13 protein-coding genes are annotated in these 17,770 nt (G+C 35.6%); 11 read left to right on the top strand and 2 right to left on the bottom strand.

Annotated features, from left to right (window positions below):
• Positions 1 to 103: 103 nt before the first annotated feature.
• The 4 genes from ACFE0M_RS00610 (at position 104) to ACFE0M_RS00625 (ending at position 4,850) form a co-directional block, all read left to right on the top strand.
• On the top strand, positions 104 to 2,176 hold the full coding sequence (locus tag ACFE0M_RS00610) for a M48 family metalloprotease (RefSeq protein WP_434543798.1): 2,073 nt from the start codon (positions 104 to 106) through the stop codon (positions 2,174 to 2,176).
• A gap of 379 nt (positions 2,177 to 2,555) precedes the next feature.
• Positions 2,556 to 3,011, top strand: coding sequence for a GyrI-like domain-containing protein (locus ACFE0M_RS00615; RefSeq protein ID WP_434543800.1), 456 nt, complete (start codon positions 2,556 to 2,558; stop codon positions 3,009 to 3,011).
• Positions 3,012 to 3,208: 197 nt separating this feature from the next.
• Complete coding sequence (locus tag ACFE0M_RS00620; protein WP_434543801.1) at positions 3,209 to 3,625, top strand: hypothetical protein; 417 nt, start codon at positions 3,209 to 3,211, stop codon at positions 3,623 to 3,625.
• Between the two features lie 88 nt (positions 3,626 to 3,713).
• On the top strand, positions 3,714 to 4,850 hold the full coding sequence (locus ACFE0M_RS00625; protein WP_434543802.1) for an ATP-binding protein: 1,137 nt from the start codon (positions 3,714 to 3,716) through the stop codon (positions 4,848 to 4,850).
• Positions 4,851 to 5,137: 287 nt separating this feature from the next.
• Here ACFE0M_RS00625 and ACFE0M_RS00630 read toward each other — a convergent pair whose 3' ends face one another.
• Positions 5,138 to 5,344 carry a hypothetical protein gene (locus ACFE0M_RS00630; protein ID WP_434543803.1) on the bottom strand — a complete coding sequence of 69 codons (207 nt, stop codon included), beginning with the start codon at positions 5,342 to 5,344 and terminating at the stop codon, positions 5,138 to 5,140.
• Positions 5,345 to 5,392: 48 nt separating this feature from the next.
• Between ACFE0M_RS00630 and ACFE0M_RS00635 the strand changes: the two genes are divergently transcribed.
• Both ACFE0M_RS00635 and ACFE0M_RS00640 read left to right on the top strand, forming a co-directional pair.
• Complete coding sequence (locus ACFE0M_RS00635; RefSeq protein WP_434543804.1) at positions 5,393 to 6,883, top strand: S10 family peptidase; 1,491 nt, start codon at positions 5,393 to 5,395, stop codon at positions 6,881 to 6,883.
• 267 nt (positions 6,884 to 7,150) lie between these two features.
• Entirely contained in the window at positions 7,151 to 8,698 is a 1,548-nt protein-coding gene (locus ACFE0M_RS00640) for an aldehyde dehydrogenase family protein (protein ID WP_434543805.1), read from the top strand.
• An 85-nt stretch (positions 8,699 to 8,783) separates the two neighbouring features.
• Here the strand turns inward: ACFE0M_RS00640 and ACFE0M_RS00645 are convergent, their stop codons facing one another.
• Positions 8,784 to 9,737 (bottom strand): aldo/keto reductase, encoded by a 954-nt coding sequence (locus ACFE0M_RS00645; protein ID WP_434543806.1) that lies wholly within the window; start codon positions 9,735 to 9,737, stop codon positions 8,784 to 8,786.
• A 1,041-nt stretch (positions 9,738 to 10,778) separates the two neighbouring features.
• Here ACFE0M_RS00645 and ACFE0M_RS00650 point away from each other — a divergent pair.
• From ACFE0M_RS00650 to ACFE0M_RS00670, 5 genes are read left to right on the top strand one after another with little or no spacing between them, the layout of a single operon-like run.
• On the top strand, positions 10,779 to 12,050 hold the full coding sequence (locus tag ACFE0M_RS00650) for a c-type cytochrome (protein ID WP_434543807.1): 1,272 nt from the start codon (positions 10,779 to 10,781) through the stop codon (positions 12,048 to 12,050).
• Positions 12,051 to 12,085: 35 nt separating this feature from the next.
• Entirely contained in the window at positions 12,086 to 15,190 is a 3,105-nt protein-coding gene (locus ACFE0M_RS00655; protein WP_434543808.1) for a TAT-variant-translocated molybdopterin oxidoreductase, read from the top strand.
• Positions 15,191 to 15,208: 18 nt separating this feature from the next.
• A complete protein-coding gene (nrfD, locus tag ACFE0M_RS00660; protein ID WP_434543809.1) occupies positions 15,209 to 16,582 on the top strand; it encodes an NrfD/PsrC family molybdoenzyme membrane anchor subunit in 1,374 nt (457 codons plus the stop codon).
• Between the two features lie 2 nt (positions 16,583 to 16,584).
• On the top strand, positions 16,585 to 17,109 hold the full coding sequence (locus ACFE0M_RS00665; protein WP_434543810.1) for a DUF3341 domain-containing protein: 525 nt from the start codon (positions 16,585 to 16,587) through the stop codon (positions 17,107 to 17,109).
• Between the two features lie 13 nt (positions 17,110 to 17,122).
• Positions 17,123 to 17,770 (top strand): c-type cytochrome, encoded by a 648-nt coding sequence (locus tag ACFE0M_RS00670; protein WP_434543832.1) that lies wholly within the window; start codon positions 17,123 to 17,125, stop codon positions 17,768 to 17,770.

Genomic DNA, 17,770 nt, shown 5'->3' on the forward strand with positions numbered 1-17,770 from the left:
CAATCTGTTTCGAATGAAAATTTGTTGGTAGAGATGAAATAATTACGATTAAGTTGATATTATTATTCAATTGTGTGTGTGATTTAAAAAAATAGACATTTTAATGACAAAAAGAGAAATCAAAGTTTCATCAGAGTTTAAAACTCAAACTACCAAGTCTATAATTGCTATTAACGTCTTTTTAATAACCTATATGCTAATGTTAGCATTTGCTATTGGCTTAACAGCCTTATGTATCTATGGAGGCATAATGTTAATAGTTTTTCGACCAATGTTTATCACCTTAGCTTTGGGGATTGGAATAGCAAGTTTAGGAATTCTTGTACTAATCTTTTTACTGAAGTTCATATTTCAATCACACAAAGCTGATCGCTCACATCTTTTTGAAATTACCAAAGTAGATGAACCCGAACTTTTTAGTCTCATTGATAGCATTGTTAAAGAAGTAGGAACAAGCTTTCCTAAGAAAGTTTACTTATCTAGGGATGTAAATGCGGCCGTTTTCTATGATTCTAATTTTTGGAGTATGTTTTTTCCCATCAAAAAGAACCTTCAAATAGGATTAGGTTTAGTGAATACCGTTTCTAAATCGGAACTTAAGGCAGTTTTGAGTCACGAATTTGGTCATTTCTCGCAAAAAACAATGAAAGTAGGGAGTTATGTTTATAATGTGAATCAAGTAATATTTAACCTGCTTCATGATAATGAATCTTATGATAGACTAATCCAAAGATGGGCTAACTTAAGTGGTTATTTTTCAATTTTTGTTGTCATTGCTGTTAAAATTATTGAAGCTTTCCAATGGGTATTAAAGGAAATGTATGGTGTAGTAAACAAAAGTTATATGGGTTTGTCGAGAGAGATGGAATTCCATGCAGATAAAATTGCGGCAAGTGTGACAGGATACGAACCTTTGAAGAGTTCTTTGCTTAGAATGTCATTAGCTGACCAGTCTTTCAATAATGTTTTATCATTTTATGACAAGAAAATTACTGATAATCAAAAAAGCCAGAATTTATATAAAGAACACTTGTTTGTAATGAATTTTGTTGGAGAAGAGAGCAATATTAAAGTCAGAAATAATTTACCAGAAGTTTCAATAGAAGAATTAAACAAATTCAATAAATCAAAATTGGTGATTAAAGATCAGTGGGCTTCGCATCCAAGTACTGAAGATAGAATAGAAATGTTGGAGAAAACAGGTTTTTCTTCAGCTAATATAGACCACACGCCTGCAAATCTATTGTTCATTAACCCAGAAAAAACTCAAGAAGACTTAACCAAAAAGATTTTTAAAGAAATTCAATTTCAAGGAGAATCTTCTACCATACCATTCGAGCTGTTCAAAAAAGAATACAAAAAGGAAATTTTAGATAATTCATTCGCTAAAGTCTATAATGGGTACTATGACAATAAAAATCCTTTAGCATTTGAGCCAAACAATATAGAGATGGATTTGGATGATATTATTTTGGAAAATCTATTTTCTGACAATAATGTTGATTTGGCATATACAGCAATAGGTTTGCAAAATGATATTGAAACTTTAAAGCAAATCTCACTTAAGGTGATTGATATTAAAACATTCGATTATGATGGAAAAAAATATAAGCGGAAAGATTGTAAAGGGTTAATTCAGAAACTTGAATTAGAATTGAAGGAGTTAAATGAAGAGATAAAGCAAAATGATATAAGAATATTTCAGTTTTTCAGTAAAAAAGAAAAGCTTAATAGCAATACACCTGTATTAGAAAGCTTTTATAAAGAATTTTTTGATTATGATAAAGAATTTGATTCCAGATATGAAACCTATATAAAGCTAACAAACGAATTGCAATTTGTGAATTTCACCACTCCATTTGAACAGATTCGTGCAAATTTTAGACGTATAAAACCCATTGAAGAAGAACTGAAAAATGGAATAAAAGAAATGTTGGCAGACAGTAAATACCAATCTGAAATCACCAAGGAAGTTAAAGAAAATTTTGATTTATATCTTTCCGAAAATTGGATGTATTTTGGCAATGAACAATACTATGACAATAATTTGGAAATTTTGTTTACGGCATTGAACAATTACGCATTTCTTTTATCAAGAGGCTACTTTTTAATGAAAAAGAAATTATTGAATTACCAAGTAGAACTGATTAAAACTACATATCCTACTATTAAATGATGCTTTAATGAGCTTTCTATTACAAATTCTCCGACTAAAAGTGTAATTATTAAGATGAGAATAAAATTTATTCTTCTATATTTAGGCTATTAGTTCATTGGTAGCCAAAACCTTTTTAATCTAGATATTATGTTGGAGTTGTCAATGAAAGGGAAATAATGACAACTTAATTGTCATTATTTTAATATTCGATAGATAATAATTAAGTTACTATCGATTTGTTGTGGTTCATTAGCCAAATCAAGAAATCTCAGTTTATGCTTTATGTCATCGGAAGTAGCTGTACATTATCAAATAAATATTTAGGTTTAAAATGAACCGAATTTTACTAATTATATCAATATTAGGACTCTTATCCTGTAAAAATAATGAAGAAAATATGGAGCATTTAGATAGCTTTATGATTATTGGCATTTCTGTAGAGACAACGAATGAAAATGAAAAATCAGTAGAGGATTTAGGAAAGCTTTGGGACCGATTTTATACTGAAAATATCCAGAGCAAAATTCCTAATAAGAATAGTGACGAGATTTACTCAATTTACACTGACTATGAAACTGATTATAAAGGAAAATATACTTCGATTATTGGATTAAAAGTAAACTCACTTGACCAAATTCCAGATGGATTAATCGGACGAACATTTAAGGGTGGAAAATACCAAAAGTTTGTCGCAAAGGGACAAATGCCAAATGCGGTAATAGAATCTTGGCAAGAGATTTGGGCAAAAGACAGCGAACTAAACCGCAGATATACTTCTGATTTTGAAGTTTATGGACAAAAATCTCAAAACGGAAAAAATTCTGAAGTGGAAATTTATATAGCCACAGAATAATAGAAAACGAAACCACAACATCACCTATGAATGATTGGGGGTTTATCAGTCAGGAAAGTTTGGCGGTACTTGGAAAGTCAGCCACAATGTGTAATTTTATTAATTGCAGTGGCTGTGTGCAAATGGCAAGCTTAGTGGTTTCTAAGCCCCACTCATCAAAGCTTTACGTTAATTCTAATAAACCCATACCCTCGCCAATGAAAAAAAACCATAAACTCCTACTCCTAATCCCAGCCCTTTGGGCAAGTATATTCGATATATTCATCACCAGCTTTTGGCAAGATCCTGAGTATTGGAAAGGGGATTTATCCAAAGCAAAGGAAAGCAACCCTATTGGGGCATGGTTTATGTCCCAGCATGTCTCTGGTTTGTTTGTCATTTCCATTATCTGGATAATATTAATTGGGGTATTGGGTTATTATTTACCTGCTAAGTTGCGTAAGATATTTTTATTGTTTGTGCTCATTGCTCATAGTTTTGGGGCTGCCACTTGGCTCACTCGCTTTCATGGATTTTGGAGCGCAATAATTTTTATTCTTTTTAATTCGGTCTTGTATGTATTGATAGAAGATTATGTGAATAGGAAAGAAGCTAGAAGGGTTGAAGTGGATTGATTTATCGATTATCATTATTTCTATTCACCAAAAGTTATAACCTATGGTGATTATATTCACTAAAAGTTATATATTTGAAATTAAAAGTATGTATAATCGATTTTTAAGTGATAAGATAAAGCAAAGGATAGGCACTAATAAGGCAATAATTGTTATTGGACCACGACAGGTTGGTAAAACCACACTTATAGAATCCATTATTCACTCAAAAGATTATTTGTTTCTTAATGGGGACGACCCACAGGTTAGGAAATTACTAACTGAACCAACTACTGCACAAATCCGAAGGATTTTAGGTGATTATAAATACGTATTTATTGATGAAGCGCAAAGAATTGAGGGAATTGGATTAAGCATGAAAATCATAACCGACAGATTTAAGCATGTCCAATTGTTTGTAAGTGGTTCATCAGCTTTTGATTTGTCTAATAAAATCAATGAACCCTTAACAGGTAGGAAATGGGAATACCAACTATTTCCTATCTCATGGGAGGAATTTGAAAATCACCATGGTTATTTGTATGCAGAGCAAGACTTGGAAAACAGATTGATTTATGGGTTTTATCCTGATGTTTTGAATAATCCTGGTGATGAACCTTCCATTTTAAGAAACTTGGTAGATAGTTATTTATATAAAGATATCCTTGCACTGTCAGATATTAGAAAGCCGGAAGTTTTGGAAAAACTGGTGCAGGCATTAGCTTACCAAATAGGTAGTGAGGTGAATTATAGCGAATTGGCACAAATTGCTAATGTGGATAAAAACACGGTTATCAAATACATTGATTTACTAGAGAAGGGCTATATCATTTTCAAACTAGGTAGTTTTAGCCGTAACCTGAGAAATGAAATAAAGACAAGTAAGAAAATCTATTTTTATGATAATGGTGTCAGAAATATGGTCATTGGAAATTTCAATCAGCTCGCTTTAAGACAGGATAAGGGGGCGCTTTGGGAGAATTTTTTAATAGCTGAAAGAATTAAACGAAATGAATACAAAGAAAGCATTGCAAATATTTATTTCTGGCGGACGAAACAACAGCAGGAAGTAGATTTTGTAGAGGAAAATGCGGGGAAAATCTTTGGTTTTGAGTTTAAATGGAAGAAAAAGAAATTCGTGAGACTGCCTAAAACATTCTCAGAAAACTATCAAGCTGAAAGCCAAATTATCGATAAAGATAATTTTAGGTCTTTTGTAATGGACGAGGAAAGTAGTCATAAATGACCTTCTATACTTAAATTAAACTCCTATTCACCAAAAGTTATAACTTATAGTGATTATATTCACCATAGGTTATAAAATTACCTTGTTCCTTTTGGTGCACGTGAAACTTAGAAAGATATTTTTATTGTTTGTGCTCATTGCTCATAGTTTTGGGGCTTCCACTTGGCTCACTCGCTTTCATGGATTTTGGAGTGCAATAATTTTTATTCTTTTTAATTCGGTCTTGTATGTATTGATAGAAGATTATGTAAATAGGAAAGAAGCTAGAAGGGTTGAAATGGATTGATTTATCGATTACAATCATTTGTATTATCCAAAGCAGTAATTCTCCCTAGTTCAAGCGTCCACTTGGATTTGCCACTCAATGCCATCCTCTTTTCGACTATATTTTTATCGAAATGAGAAAATGCCGCCAAACCTTCGTAATAGGAACAACAATTCACCACTAATCCTTTTATAACACATCTAAACCACAACTCGCTAGTCACTTTCAATTCATTCTATTAGATTTAGGAATATAAGTATCCTAATAAACAAAAGTTATGAAAAACATAAGATCTTTACTATTGATAAGCCTGCTATTGGTCAGTCTTGCCACATCAGCTCAAAACAGAAAAATAGCGGTAGATACTACAGTGGTGACGAATCACTCAACCATGATCGAAGGACAAAAAATCTCCTATACCGCCACTACAGGTACACAACCGGTATGGAATGAAAAGGGAGAGCCGGATGCTACGCTTTTTTATACTTATTATAAAAGAACGGATGTTTCCGATGACAATCGCCCCTTATTGATTTCTTTTAATGGTGGCCCTGGGTCAGCCTCTGTTTGGATGCACGTTGCTTATACAGGCCCAAAGATTCTCAATATTGATGAAGAAGGCTATCCAGTTCAGCCCTATGGGTTCAAGGAAAATCCATATTCTGTTTTGGATGTAGCCGATATTGTATTCGTAAATCCTGCTAATACAGGCTATTCTCGAACAATACCTGAAAGTGGAAAAGATGTTAATAGGGATAAATTTTTTGGTGTCAATGCAGATATTAAGTATTTAGCGGAATGGTTGAATACTTTCGTAAGTCGTCATGAAAGATGGACTTCACCCAAATACCTGATAGGAGAGAGCTATGGCGGAACTCGTGTATCAGGTTTAGCCTTAGCTCTTCAAGAACAACAATGGATGTATTTGAATGGAGTAATTTTGGTTTCACCAGCTGATTATAAAGCCATTAATTCTGACAGCCCGGTTTCTTCAGTTGTAAATTTTCCTTATTTCACCGCGGCTGCCTGGCACCACGGGGTTTTAGCAGATGCTTTGCAATCAAAAGACCTATTAGAAATTTTACCTGAAGCTGAAGAATTTGCTATTAATACTTTAATGCCGGCTTTGGCGAAAGGTGGTTTTTTATCAGCTCAGAAAAAAGGAGAAATTGCTGAGAAAATGGCTTATTATTCAGGCTTATCAAAAGAGTCTATCTTACAACATAATTTGGATGTGCCCACTAGCTTTTTTTGGAAAGAGTTGTTGCGAGATGAAAAAGGATATACGATTGGTCGTTTAGATTCTCGCTATTTGGGAATTGACAAAACAGAAGCGGGTGTTGCTCCTGATTATAGTGCAGAGCTGACTTCCTGGCTGCATTCTTTTACGCCTGCGATTAATTCCTATATCCGTGAAGAATTGAAATTTAAGACCGATATCAAATACAATATGTTCGGCTCTGTTTATCCATGGGATTTCACTAACAACAATACACGTGATGACCTAAGAAAAGCCATGGCAGAAAACCCATATTTAAATGTGATGTTCCAAACAGGTTACTATGATGGTGCCACCACTTATTTTAATTCTAAATATACCATGTGGCAGTTAGACCCAAGCGGGAAAATGAAAGATCGCTTGAGTTTCAAAGGCTATAGAAGTGGTCATATGATGTACTTACGGAAAGCTGATTTGGAAACGGCCAATGATGATTTAAGAGAATTTATTCTCAACACTTTAGCAAAAGGGAAGTCTGCAAAATATTAGTTTGCTACTATAACAAGATTGACCGCAGGCGTCTAAAGACGCTAAAAAAGCTCGCAGAGTCGCGGAGACGCAGAGTTTTCGCAGAGAATAATTTTGTTATATTTCTTGATGTTCAGTTTCAAGACTGCGAGGACTTGGTCAATACTTAATTAATTGGCTGTTATAAAAAAGGCGAGGAAGTATATTTCCCTCGCCTTTTTCATTGGGGAACAATTTTTTTGTCAAAACATATTTTTCTCACGAAAGGTTAATAAGAAAAATTAAATTATGGCAAAGCATATCTTACCCAAAGCAGAGTGGTCAGTCCTTATTGATCAACTTAAAAACTTAATTCCTGAAGCTTTCAATGAAGAAGGCAATGTGATGAATCTCATCAAAGGAGATTGGAACAATCAAATGAATCTGAAACCCTTCAACTCCTGTCTAGATGGCACCCAATTGGGCTTTTATCCTATGATGAAAAGTCAGGATGGAAAAGAAGCTGTGGACTATTGCGCTGAAGAATTTAAAAGCTGGAAAAAAGTTTCTTTAGAAAAAAAGAAGGAAATGGTTAGCAAGACCATCGACTTGATAGACGAACATAAGGAACTCTTAGCCTTGATTTTGATTTGGGAGATCGGCAAGCCATACCCTCAGGCATTGGATGGTGTTCAACGATGTATCAGCGGTGTAAGGTGGTATATAGATAATATTGAGGAAATGTTGGGTGATCGAGAACCACTTGGGGTTATTTCCAATATCGCATCTTGGAATTATCCGCTTTCCGTTTTGGTACATGCTTGTTTGGTACAAGTGCTTTCGGGAAATGCAGTGATAGCAAAAACCCCATCAGACGGAGGACTTTGGTCGCTGACTTTGTGTTTTGCATTGGCCAAAAGAGAAGGGCTTCCTGTATCTTTAATTAGTGGTTCAGGGCGGATTTTAAGTGAGGCCTTAGTAACCCATGAAGCCGTTGATTGTCTCTCTTATGTGGGAGGAAAAAGTAATGGGAGGTCAATTGCAAGTTCTCTTTATAATGTTGATAAGCGCTACATGCTGGAAATGGAAGGAATCAACACTTATGGCGTGTGGGAATTTTCCGATTGGGATAATTTAGCCAAACAAATAAAATCCGGTTTCAAATACGGAAAGCAAAGGTGTACTGCTTATGTTCGATTTGTTGTACAAAGAGGCCTATTCCCCAAGTTTTTGGAAATGTATTTGCCTGTCCTGAAATCTTTGACTTATGGTCATCCTTTACTGATAGAAGAAGGGGAAACCGAATTACCCGATTATGATTTTGGCCCATTAATCAATTCCAATAAAGTAAGTGAATTGGATGTAATGTATAATGATGCCTTAGGTAAAGGAGCCGTTTCCATTTACCAAGGAGAGTTAGAGGATGAATTATTCTTACCTAACCAAGATACTTCAGCATATTATGCGCCTGCGGCTTTATTGAACTTACCAAAAAATGCAGAACTTTATTATAATGAACCTTTTGGTCCATTGGACAGTATTATTTTGGTAGATCATAAAAATGAGTTAATCAATGAAATGAATGTTTCTAACGGGGCCTTGGTAAGTTCAATTGCTTGCGATGATTCACAAGAAGCTAAAGAAATTGCCTCACAATTGAGAGCTTATAAAGTGGGGATCAATAAAATGAAATCAAGGGGAGATAATGAAGCGACCTTTGGTGGAATTGGAGAATCTTGGAAAGGATGTTTTGTAGGAGGTAAATATTTAGTGGAGGCAGTTACCAAAACAGATGATGGTAAAAAGCTCTATGGTAATTTCCTGGAATATACTTTACTGCCTGAAAATAGAAGTTGATTTTATAAAAGTAAAACAAAGCAGCCAACGAAATTCAATTCCGTAGGCTGTTCTAATTACTATTTTTTTAATTCTTAATTATTAATTAATCACCCCAAAGATCATCCATCGTATAAGGCGACCCTTCTTGGGTCCAAAAACTACCATCCACAAATCGGTATCCTCTATCTTCTTCGCTGATAGCCTCTACCTCATTTCGGGTCAATTCGATGGCGTCAGCCTCAATATTTTGCTGTATTCTACCGGCATTGGTAGATTTAGGAATTACGGATATTCCACGATTAAGTCCGTAGGCAATTAAAATTTGAGCAGGCGTTTTATCATATTTTGCAGCTAAGTTTTTAATGATAGGGAGCTCGAATAAATCTGGCTCATCCTCTTTTTTCATTTGGCTAGCCCTGTCTTTCGAGCCTAATGGAGAGTAGGCTGTCATTAAAATATCGTGCTTTTTGCAGAATTTGACCAATTCCTCCTGCACTAAATTAGGATGTAATTCCACTTGGTTCATTTCAGGCTTTATGGTCGCAATCTCTCTTAATTTTTCCAGATTATTGATATTGAAATTGGCCACGCCTATATGGTTGGTGAGTCCTTTTTCCACCAATTCCTCCATGGCTTTCCATGTTTTCTGGATAGGAGCATTGTCCTGTCCTAAGAAGTCATCACCTGATTTTGGAAATTGCGATGCTGGCTTTTGCGCCACTGGCCAGTGCATCAAATAAAGGTCTAAGTAATCTAACTGTAAGTCCTTTAAAGTTTGCTGAAGAGCTGGTTCTACATCCTCTGGTAAATGTGCATTGTTCCATAATTTTGAGGTAATGAAAATTTGATCTCGAGTGCACAATCCATCTTGAAAAGCTTTTTGCAATGCATCCCCAATTTCTTTTTCATTTCCATAAATGTAGGCGCAGTCGATATGCCTGTAGCCCACCTTAATAGCCTCTATTACGGCATTATAAACTTCTCCCGGTTCTGATTTCCAAGTTCCAAGACCTAATGCCGGTAAAATATCTCCGTTTCTAAAAGTTAGTTTCCTCATATGAAATTTAGTTTTATAGTCTATAATATTATACTACTGAGAGCGTATTATGTTGAATAAAATGTGATTTTTCAGCGCGAATGTGTTAATGGTTTATTTTTAACCTACAACACCCCCCTTCGCCCCCGCCAGCTGGCGGGGGAGTCGCACAGTATTTCTTTTGTTTATTTAATTTAATGTAGTTTCTCTACATTAATTATTTTAATTAAGAAATGACAAAAAGATTGACAAAGCTTCCTCCTTTCTACTAAAATAATTCTGTGAGACTGTCCCCCCCCATAGGTATGCCTTTGGCGCTTGAGGGGACTATAGGGGTGTCACATGGTTCAGAAGAAATATAAGAATATAGCAACAAAAAGGAAATGTAAATAGCTTCTGAAAAATACTTTTCAGATTTAATTGCCAAAGGATTTATAATAATAACCTTTCATTTTTCAAAGCGAAAATTTGTCAAATTCAATCAAAGATAATTTTAAAAAATTAAGCGGAGTAACTTAAGATCTGAACTTTAAGGAAACCAACTCGTCTAATCGCTAGTTGTCTTACCTTTAGAATATCGCTCAGACGGTGAAAAGGCTGTTTTATTTCCAACATCCTGTTAATTAAAAGTTTATCTATTTCAGTATAGCTTCAGTATAGCGGATTTTGAGTTAAAAACATTCAGATCGAAATCGAGCATGCACAATCTCTCAATCTCCTTCCCTTTTGGGGAAGGACTAAGGATGGGGCATTTGGGAAGGATTGAGGATGGGGCTTTTTTCAATACTTACAGATGAATTCATTGCATTATTCCGTTAATTTCCTCTAAATGCATAAATAGTTCAATTAAAGACCTATTTATAACTTTTCTAAATTAGTATTGCGAAATTGATTTATAACCTTATAAAACACTTGTTTTCAGTTGTTTATGGCTATTTCCTTGATTAGTGTAATAAAAATGCCAAATTTGTGAGTGAAATGTATTTGAAATAATGGCTTTGGGCAGTAGATTTGTACCCAATTAATAATTGGTGTTCCCAGATGCTAAATGAACAAATAAATATGTCCTTGAAAACGTATATTACTCGCTTATCTTTTATAGCATTCCTATTAGTGAGTTTTTTATCATTACCCAACAATTCTTTTGCACAGGCCGATGAACTGCCTACAAGCGAGGAAGCGATAGCTAATGGTGAAAAACTATTTAAAAATAATTGTGCTGTTTGTCACCAAGTCCAAAATAAAATGGTTGGACCCGCTCTTAAAAACGTTTATGAAAGACGTGAGTTGCCTTGGTTATTGAATTTTATTAGTAACTCTCAAAAGGTAATCCAAAGCGGTGACGAGTATGCTGTAAATCTTTACAATGAGTATGGAAAGGCAGTAATGCCTAGCTTTGATTACTTCGAAGATGAAGAAATCAAAAATATATTAGGTTACATCAAGTATCAAACCGATAATCCACCTCAAGAAGCAACTGCTGATGCAGGTGGTGATGCTACTCAGGCTGGAGCAGGTGGTGGTTCAGGAATCCCTTCTGAATACTTAACGCTTATCATTGTTGGTTTTGTGGTAGTTTTAATACTTATTTTAGTTGTATTAGTATTGATCGTAACTGTTCTTACTAAATTCATTAATCAAAAAGAAGAAATAGATGAGAGGGATAAAGAATTTGTAAACCAAAGCTTAAACCTTAATAAGCTTGTTCGTAGTAACGGATTCTTATTCTTTGTGATTCTAATTTTCACAGCGGTTGTGGCTAAAACAGTTATTGATGGTCTTTACACAGTAGGTGTTCAGCAAGGATATCAGCCAACTCAGCCAATTGCTTTCTCTCACGAAATTCATGCAGGTCAATATGAAATTGAGTGTCAGTATTGTCACACTGGCGTAATGATCAGTAAGAGTGCAAATATTCCTTCAGCTAATATTTGTATGAATTGTCATACAGCTATCAAAACTGAATCGAAAGAAATCGCAAAAATATATAAAGCAATAGATTACGATCCTGAAACAGGTGAGTATGGTGATAATGTAAAACCAATTGAATGGGTAAGGGTACATAACCTTCCTGATTTGGCTTATTTCAACCACTCTCAGCACGTGAATGTTGGCGAAATTGAATGTCAAACTTGTCATGGTCCTATTGAGGAAATGGCGGTTGTTAAACAATGGAGCACATTAACTATGGGATGGTGTATTAACTGTCACAGAGAGACTAAAGTAAATGCAAAAGGTAATGCATATTACGATCAATTAGTTGAGGCACATGATGGTGGCGACTTGAAAGTAGTGGACATAGGCGGTCTGGAATGTGCAAAATGTCATTATTAAGTAAAAGAAATTAATCGACTTCATTAATCATAGATATGAGTGATCAAAAAACATATTGGAAAGGAACTGAACAATTAACGAATGATCCTTCATTTGTTAAAAATGCGGAAAAGGAATTTCCTGAGTACTTACCAATCAATGATAAAAAAGAGTCCAACGGAGGTAGTCCTTCCAGAAGAGACTTCTTGAAAATGATGGGGTTTGGTGTCGCAGCGGCTTCTTTAGCGGCTTGTGAAGCACCTGTAAGAAAAGCAATCCCTTATCTAAATAAACCTGTTGATGTTGATCCAGGTATTCCTAATTACTATGCTTCTACTTATTCAGTGGGTGGTGATTATGCCAGCATAGTAGTGAAAACCCGTGAAGGAAGACCTATCAAGATAGAGGGCAATAAAAACTCTGCAATTACTCAAGGTGGTGTGAATGCACAGGTTGAGGCATCAGTTCTTTCTTTATATGATCAAGAGCGGTTAAGAGGTCCTTTAAAAGAAGGAAAAAATGCAGATTGGGGGACAATTAATAAAGAAATTACTGAACAACTACAAGCCATAAGCGATGCAGGTGGTCAGATTAGAATAGTTTCTAATACCATCAATTCACCATCTACTTTAAAGGCCATTAATGAAATGGCTGATAAGTATGGCAATACTGAGCACATTATGTATGATGCTGCTTCTCAGCATGGAATGTTAGTGGCTAATGATAAAATGTTTGGAGTGAAAGCCGTTCCTGCTTATGATTTTAGTAAAGCCAAAACTATTGTAAGTTTTGGAGCTGATTTCTTAGGCACCTGGGTTTCTCCAATTGAACATACTAAACAATACAGCAAAACTAGAAAGGTAAATAGTGACAACAAAAAAATGTCTCGTCACTATCAATTTGAATCTAACCTTTCACTAACTGGTTCAAATGCTGATTACAGAACACCTATTAAACCTTCACAGGAAGGATTAGTGGTTGCTGCTTTATATAATGAGGTGGCTAAAATGACTGGTAATACTGGTCTGAATACCAATAAAGTTGATGTTGCTAACATTACAAAGGCTGCAAAAGATTTGGTTTCCAATCAAGGTAAATCTTTGGTTGTGGCAGGCTCAAATGATACCGATATTCAAATATTGGTAAATGGTATCAATTCCATGTTAAGTAATTATGGAACTACCATTGACTTGAACCAATATTCAAATGCAAGAAAGGGTGATGATGCGGCTTTTACTCAATTTGTGAAAGATGCAAATGCAGGAAGTATTAAAGCTGTTATTTTCTACAATGCCAATCCTGTTTATGATTCAGGAATGGGAGAGGATTTGAAAGCAGCTTTAGGAAAAGTTTCCTTAACAGTTTCTACTTCCGATAGAAAAGATGAGACAGCTGATGTTGTTAAATACGTGGCGCCTGATCATCATTTCCTAGAATCATGGAATGATGCAGAACCAAAGAAAGGTCAGTTGAGCTTAACGCAACCAACTATTTCTCCATTATTCAAAACTCGTCAAGCACAGGACAGTTTCTTAACATGGACTGGTAACAAACAAGAATATTACAACTTCCTAAGAAAGAATTGGGAAGATAATCATTATAGAAGCCAAGAGCCTACTTTTGATATATTTTGGGATAAGACTTTATATAATGGAGTATTCACCTATTCTGTAGAAAGTAGTGATTTATCAACTCAAGATGTTGATTTATCAGCTTGCGCCAATAGAATCAATAAAAATTACAAGCCTAACAATAATGGATTAGAAGTAGCTTTCTATCAAAAAGTATCCATAGGAACGGGTTTTCATGCCAATAACCCATGGTTACAAGAATTACCAGATCCAATTTCTAAAGCCACTTGGGATAACTATGCTACTATTTCTCAAAAAATGGCTAATGAGTTAGGGATTAAAATATTTGAAGGTAAAACTTCTAAAATCAATTTGACTATCAATGGTCAGGCAATGGAAGTTCCTGCTTTGGTTCAGCCGGGGCAAGCTAATGGAACTATCGGATTGGCCTTGGGTTACGGTAGAAAAATGGCCGGTAAAGTAGCTAATGGAGTTGGTTTTGATGTTTATCCTTTATTAGGTCAATTAAACGGCAATAAATCTTATGTATTAACCTCAGGTGTTAGCGTAGATGGAACTGCTGGAAGTTATCAATTGGCTCAAACTCAAACGCACCAAACTTTCATGGGGCGTGAAACTGTAATTCAAGAAGCTTTATTAGAGGATTACCAGAAAAAGGATTGGAAGAGAAAATTCCAACCTCATATTAAAACAAGCAAAGGAAAAGTGGCTCCTTCTAAACTAACTCTTTGGAATGGGCACAAATATAATAACCATCATTGGGGATTAGCGATTGACTTGAACTCATGTACAGGATGTGCTGCATGTACGATTGCTTGTCAATCAGAAAATAACATCCCAGTTGTAGGTAAGGAAGAAGTAGTAATGAGAAGGGATATGCAATGGATGCGTGTTGACCGTTACTATAGCTCTGATGCTGATGTAAATGATACTGATGGATTGGAGATTGCTGCGGAAAATCCGGAAGTTACTTTCCAACCGATGATGTGTCAGCATTGTAATAATGCACCTTGCGAAACTGTTTGTCCGGTGGCAGCCACTACTCACAGTTCTGAAGGATTAAACCAAATGACATACAACAGGTGTGTGGGTACAAGATATTGTGCTAACAACTGTCCTTATAAAGTAAGGCGATTCAACTGGTTTAAATACCATGACAATACCAAGTTTGATAAAAACATGGCCATGAATAATGACTTAGGTAAAATGGTGTTAAACCCAGACGTAACGGTTCGTTCTCGTGGAGTAATGGAAAAATGCTCTATGTGTGTTCAAAGAATCCAAGCGGGTAAATTGAAAGCTAAGAAAGAGAAGAGAAAATTAGAGGATAAGGATGTGAACACAGCATGTGCTTCAGCTTGTCCTTCTGATGCCATCATTTTTGGAGACTTGAATAATCAGGACTCAGCAATTTCTAAATATTTGAAATTGAAAGAGAAAACTGATGAACCAATTAAAGAGGTGAATGAGGAACGCGCTTACCATGTATTGGAAGAATTGCGAGTAGCACCTAACGTTTGGTATATGACCAAAATTAGAAATAAAGATAAAGTAAATACTAAGGCTTAATTTAATAACTGTAGCAATATGGAAGTCACTTCACCAGTAAGAGAAGTATTAGTAACGGGAAATAAGACCTATCATGATGTATCTCATGATATTTGTAGGCACGTAGAAGCCAAACCAAATCCGAAATGGTTAGGTGCTATGGCACTTTCCTTAGGAGCACTATTTGTCGGAGGCTATGCCTTGGCCATCACCCTTTGGGACGGTATCGGCATGTGGGGCTTGAACAAAACTGTAGGATGGGCCTGGGATATCACCAATTTCGTATGGTGGGTAGGTATCGGTCACGCAGGAACATTGATTTCAGCAGTATTGCTTTTGTTCCGTCAGAAATGGAGAACGTCCATTAACAGAGCGGCAGAAGCAATGACGATTTTCGCAGTTATCTGTGCATTATTATTCCCTTTAATACATACAGGACGTCCTTGGTTAAGTTTTTATTGGTTCGTACCAATTCCGAATACTTGGGGTTCTTTATGGGTTAACTTCCACTCTCCATTATTATGGGATTTCTTTGCGATCTCAACTTATTTCACAGTTTCTTTAGTATTCTGGTATATTGGTTTAATTCCTGATTTTGCTACAATTAGAGATAGAGCTACCAACAAAATCTCAAAAGTTATATATGGTGCTTTAAGTTTTGGTTGGGACGGAGCTGCTAAAACTTGGCAACGATATGAAACAGTATCATTGGTTTTAGCTGGTCTCGCTACTCCTTTAGTACTTTCAGTACACACTATTGTATCCATGGACTTTGCTACTTCGGTTATTCCGGGCTGGCACACTACTATTTTCCCGCCATATTTTGTGGCAGGGGCAATTTTCTCAGGGTTTGCTATGGTATTGACCCTTATGTTGGTGACCAGAAAAGTTTACAACCTAGAAGATTATATCACAATCAATCATATTGAATTGATGAACATCATCATCATGATCACAGGTTCTATTGTGGGTGTAGCCTACATTACGGAGCTTTTCATGGCATGGTATTCAGGAGTACAATATGAGCAATATGCATTCTTGAACAGAGCAACTGGTCCATACTGGTGGGCTTACTGGGCAATGATGACTTGTAATGTGATTTCGCCTCAGTTATTCTGGTTTAAGAAAATTAGAACAAGTTTATGGGCTACTTTCATTTTATCCATTGTGGTAAACATCGGAATGTGGTTTGAGAGATTTGTAATTATAGTAACCTCATTGCATAGAGATTACCTGCCATCAAGTTGGGCCATGTTTAGCCCTACTATTTATGACATGGGTATTTATCTATTCAGCTTTGGTTTATTCTTTACATTATTCTTTGCTTTTGCCAAATTCTTCCCAGTGATTAACATGGCAGAGGTAAAAGCAGTATTGAAATCTAGTTCAGGTGAAATTGAAAATAAAAAATAATTATGGAAAGCGGTAAAAACTTTATCGTAGGGATTTTTGATGACGAGTCAGTACTTTTAAGTGCAGTCAAAAAAGTCCGTGGAAGCGATGTAAAAATTCATGAATGTTATACTCCTTATCCGGTTCATGGTTTGGATGACGAATTGGGCTACAAACGCTCCAGAATTTCCATAGCAGCTTTTATGTTTGGTATCACTGGAACTTGTCTAGCATTCCTTATGATGATATACATGATGGGAATTGATTGGCCGATGATTATTGGAGGTAAGGATTATGTAGCTATCCCATCATTTGTTCCTGTTGGTTTTGAGGTAACGGTGTTACTTTCTGCATTAGGCATGGTGGCTACTTTCTTCGTGATTAGTAATCTTAAGCCTTATGGCAAGCCAAGAATTTACGACATCAGAAGCACAGATGACAAACATGTAATGGCAATTGATTTAGCTAAGAATAGTAAGTCAACTGATGAGCTTAATGCCATATTGAAAGATTCAGGTGCTGTAGAAATAAATGAAAAGAAATTTTAAGTTGATTGAAGAAATGATGAATAAAAATAAAATATTTCAAATCTTATTTTTCGGCTTAGTTACCGTTTTAGTTGTGGCTTGTAAGCCAGGCGAAGATAATCCGGGAACAGAATATGCGCCTAATATGTATCATGCGGTTTCTTATGAGCCCTTGACCCAAATCACTGATAAAGATGCAGGAGCTTGGGTTGGTTCTGACGAGGATGAATATGGTGAGTATTTCAATTCTAATCCTAATAATCCTTTTGGTATGACAATGAGGGAGCCAGTAGGTAATACAGTTCCAAGAGATGAAAATGGAATGCTTCCATACAGACTGCCAAAAGATAGTGTTGAATTGGCAGCTAGAATCATGAAAAACCCTTTACCTGATAACGAGCAGATTTTAGAAGAAGGTAAGGTTTTATATACTAAATATTGTACCCATTGTCATGGTGAAAATGGTGGTGGTTCAATGGATGAAACTGCAAAAGTGGGGAAAGTTTATCAAGGGGTTCCTTCATATAGTGCTGGGGCTACTTCTCAACTTTCTGAGGGACATATATTCCATGTGATTACTCATGGTATTAGAAGAATGGGAGCTCATGGTTCTCAAGTGCAGCAAGAAGACAGGTGGAAAATTGTACGTTATGTACAAACTTTACAAAAACAAGATCAATAA

The sequence above is a fragment of the Marivirga sp. genome, assembly GCF_051117495.1.
In the GTDB taxonomy this organism is placed as follows: Bacteria; Bacteroidota; Bacteroidia; order Cytophagales; family Cyclobacteriaceae; genus Marivirga.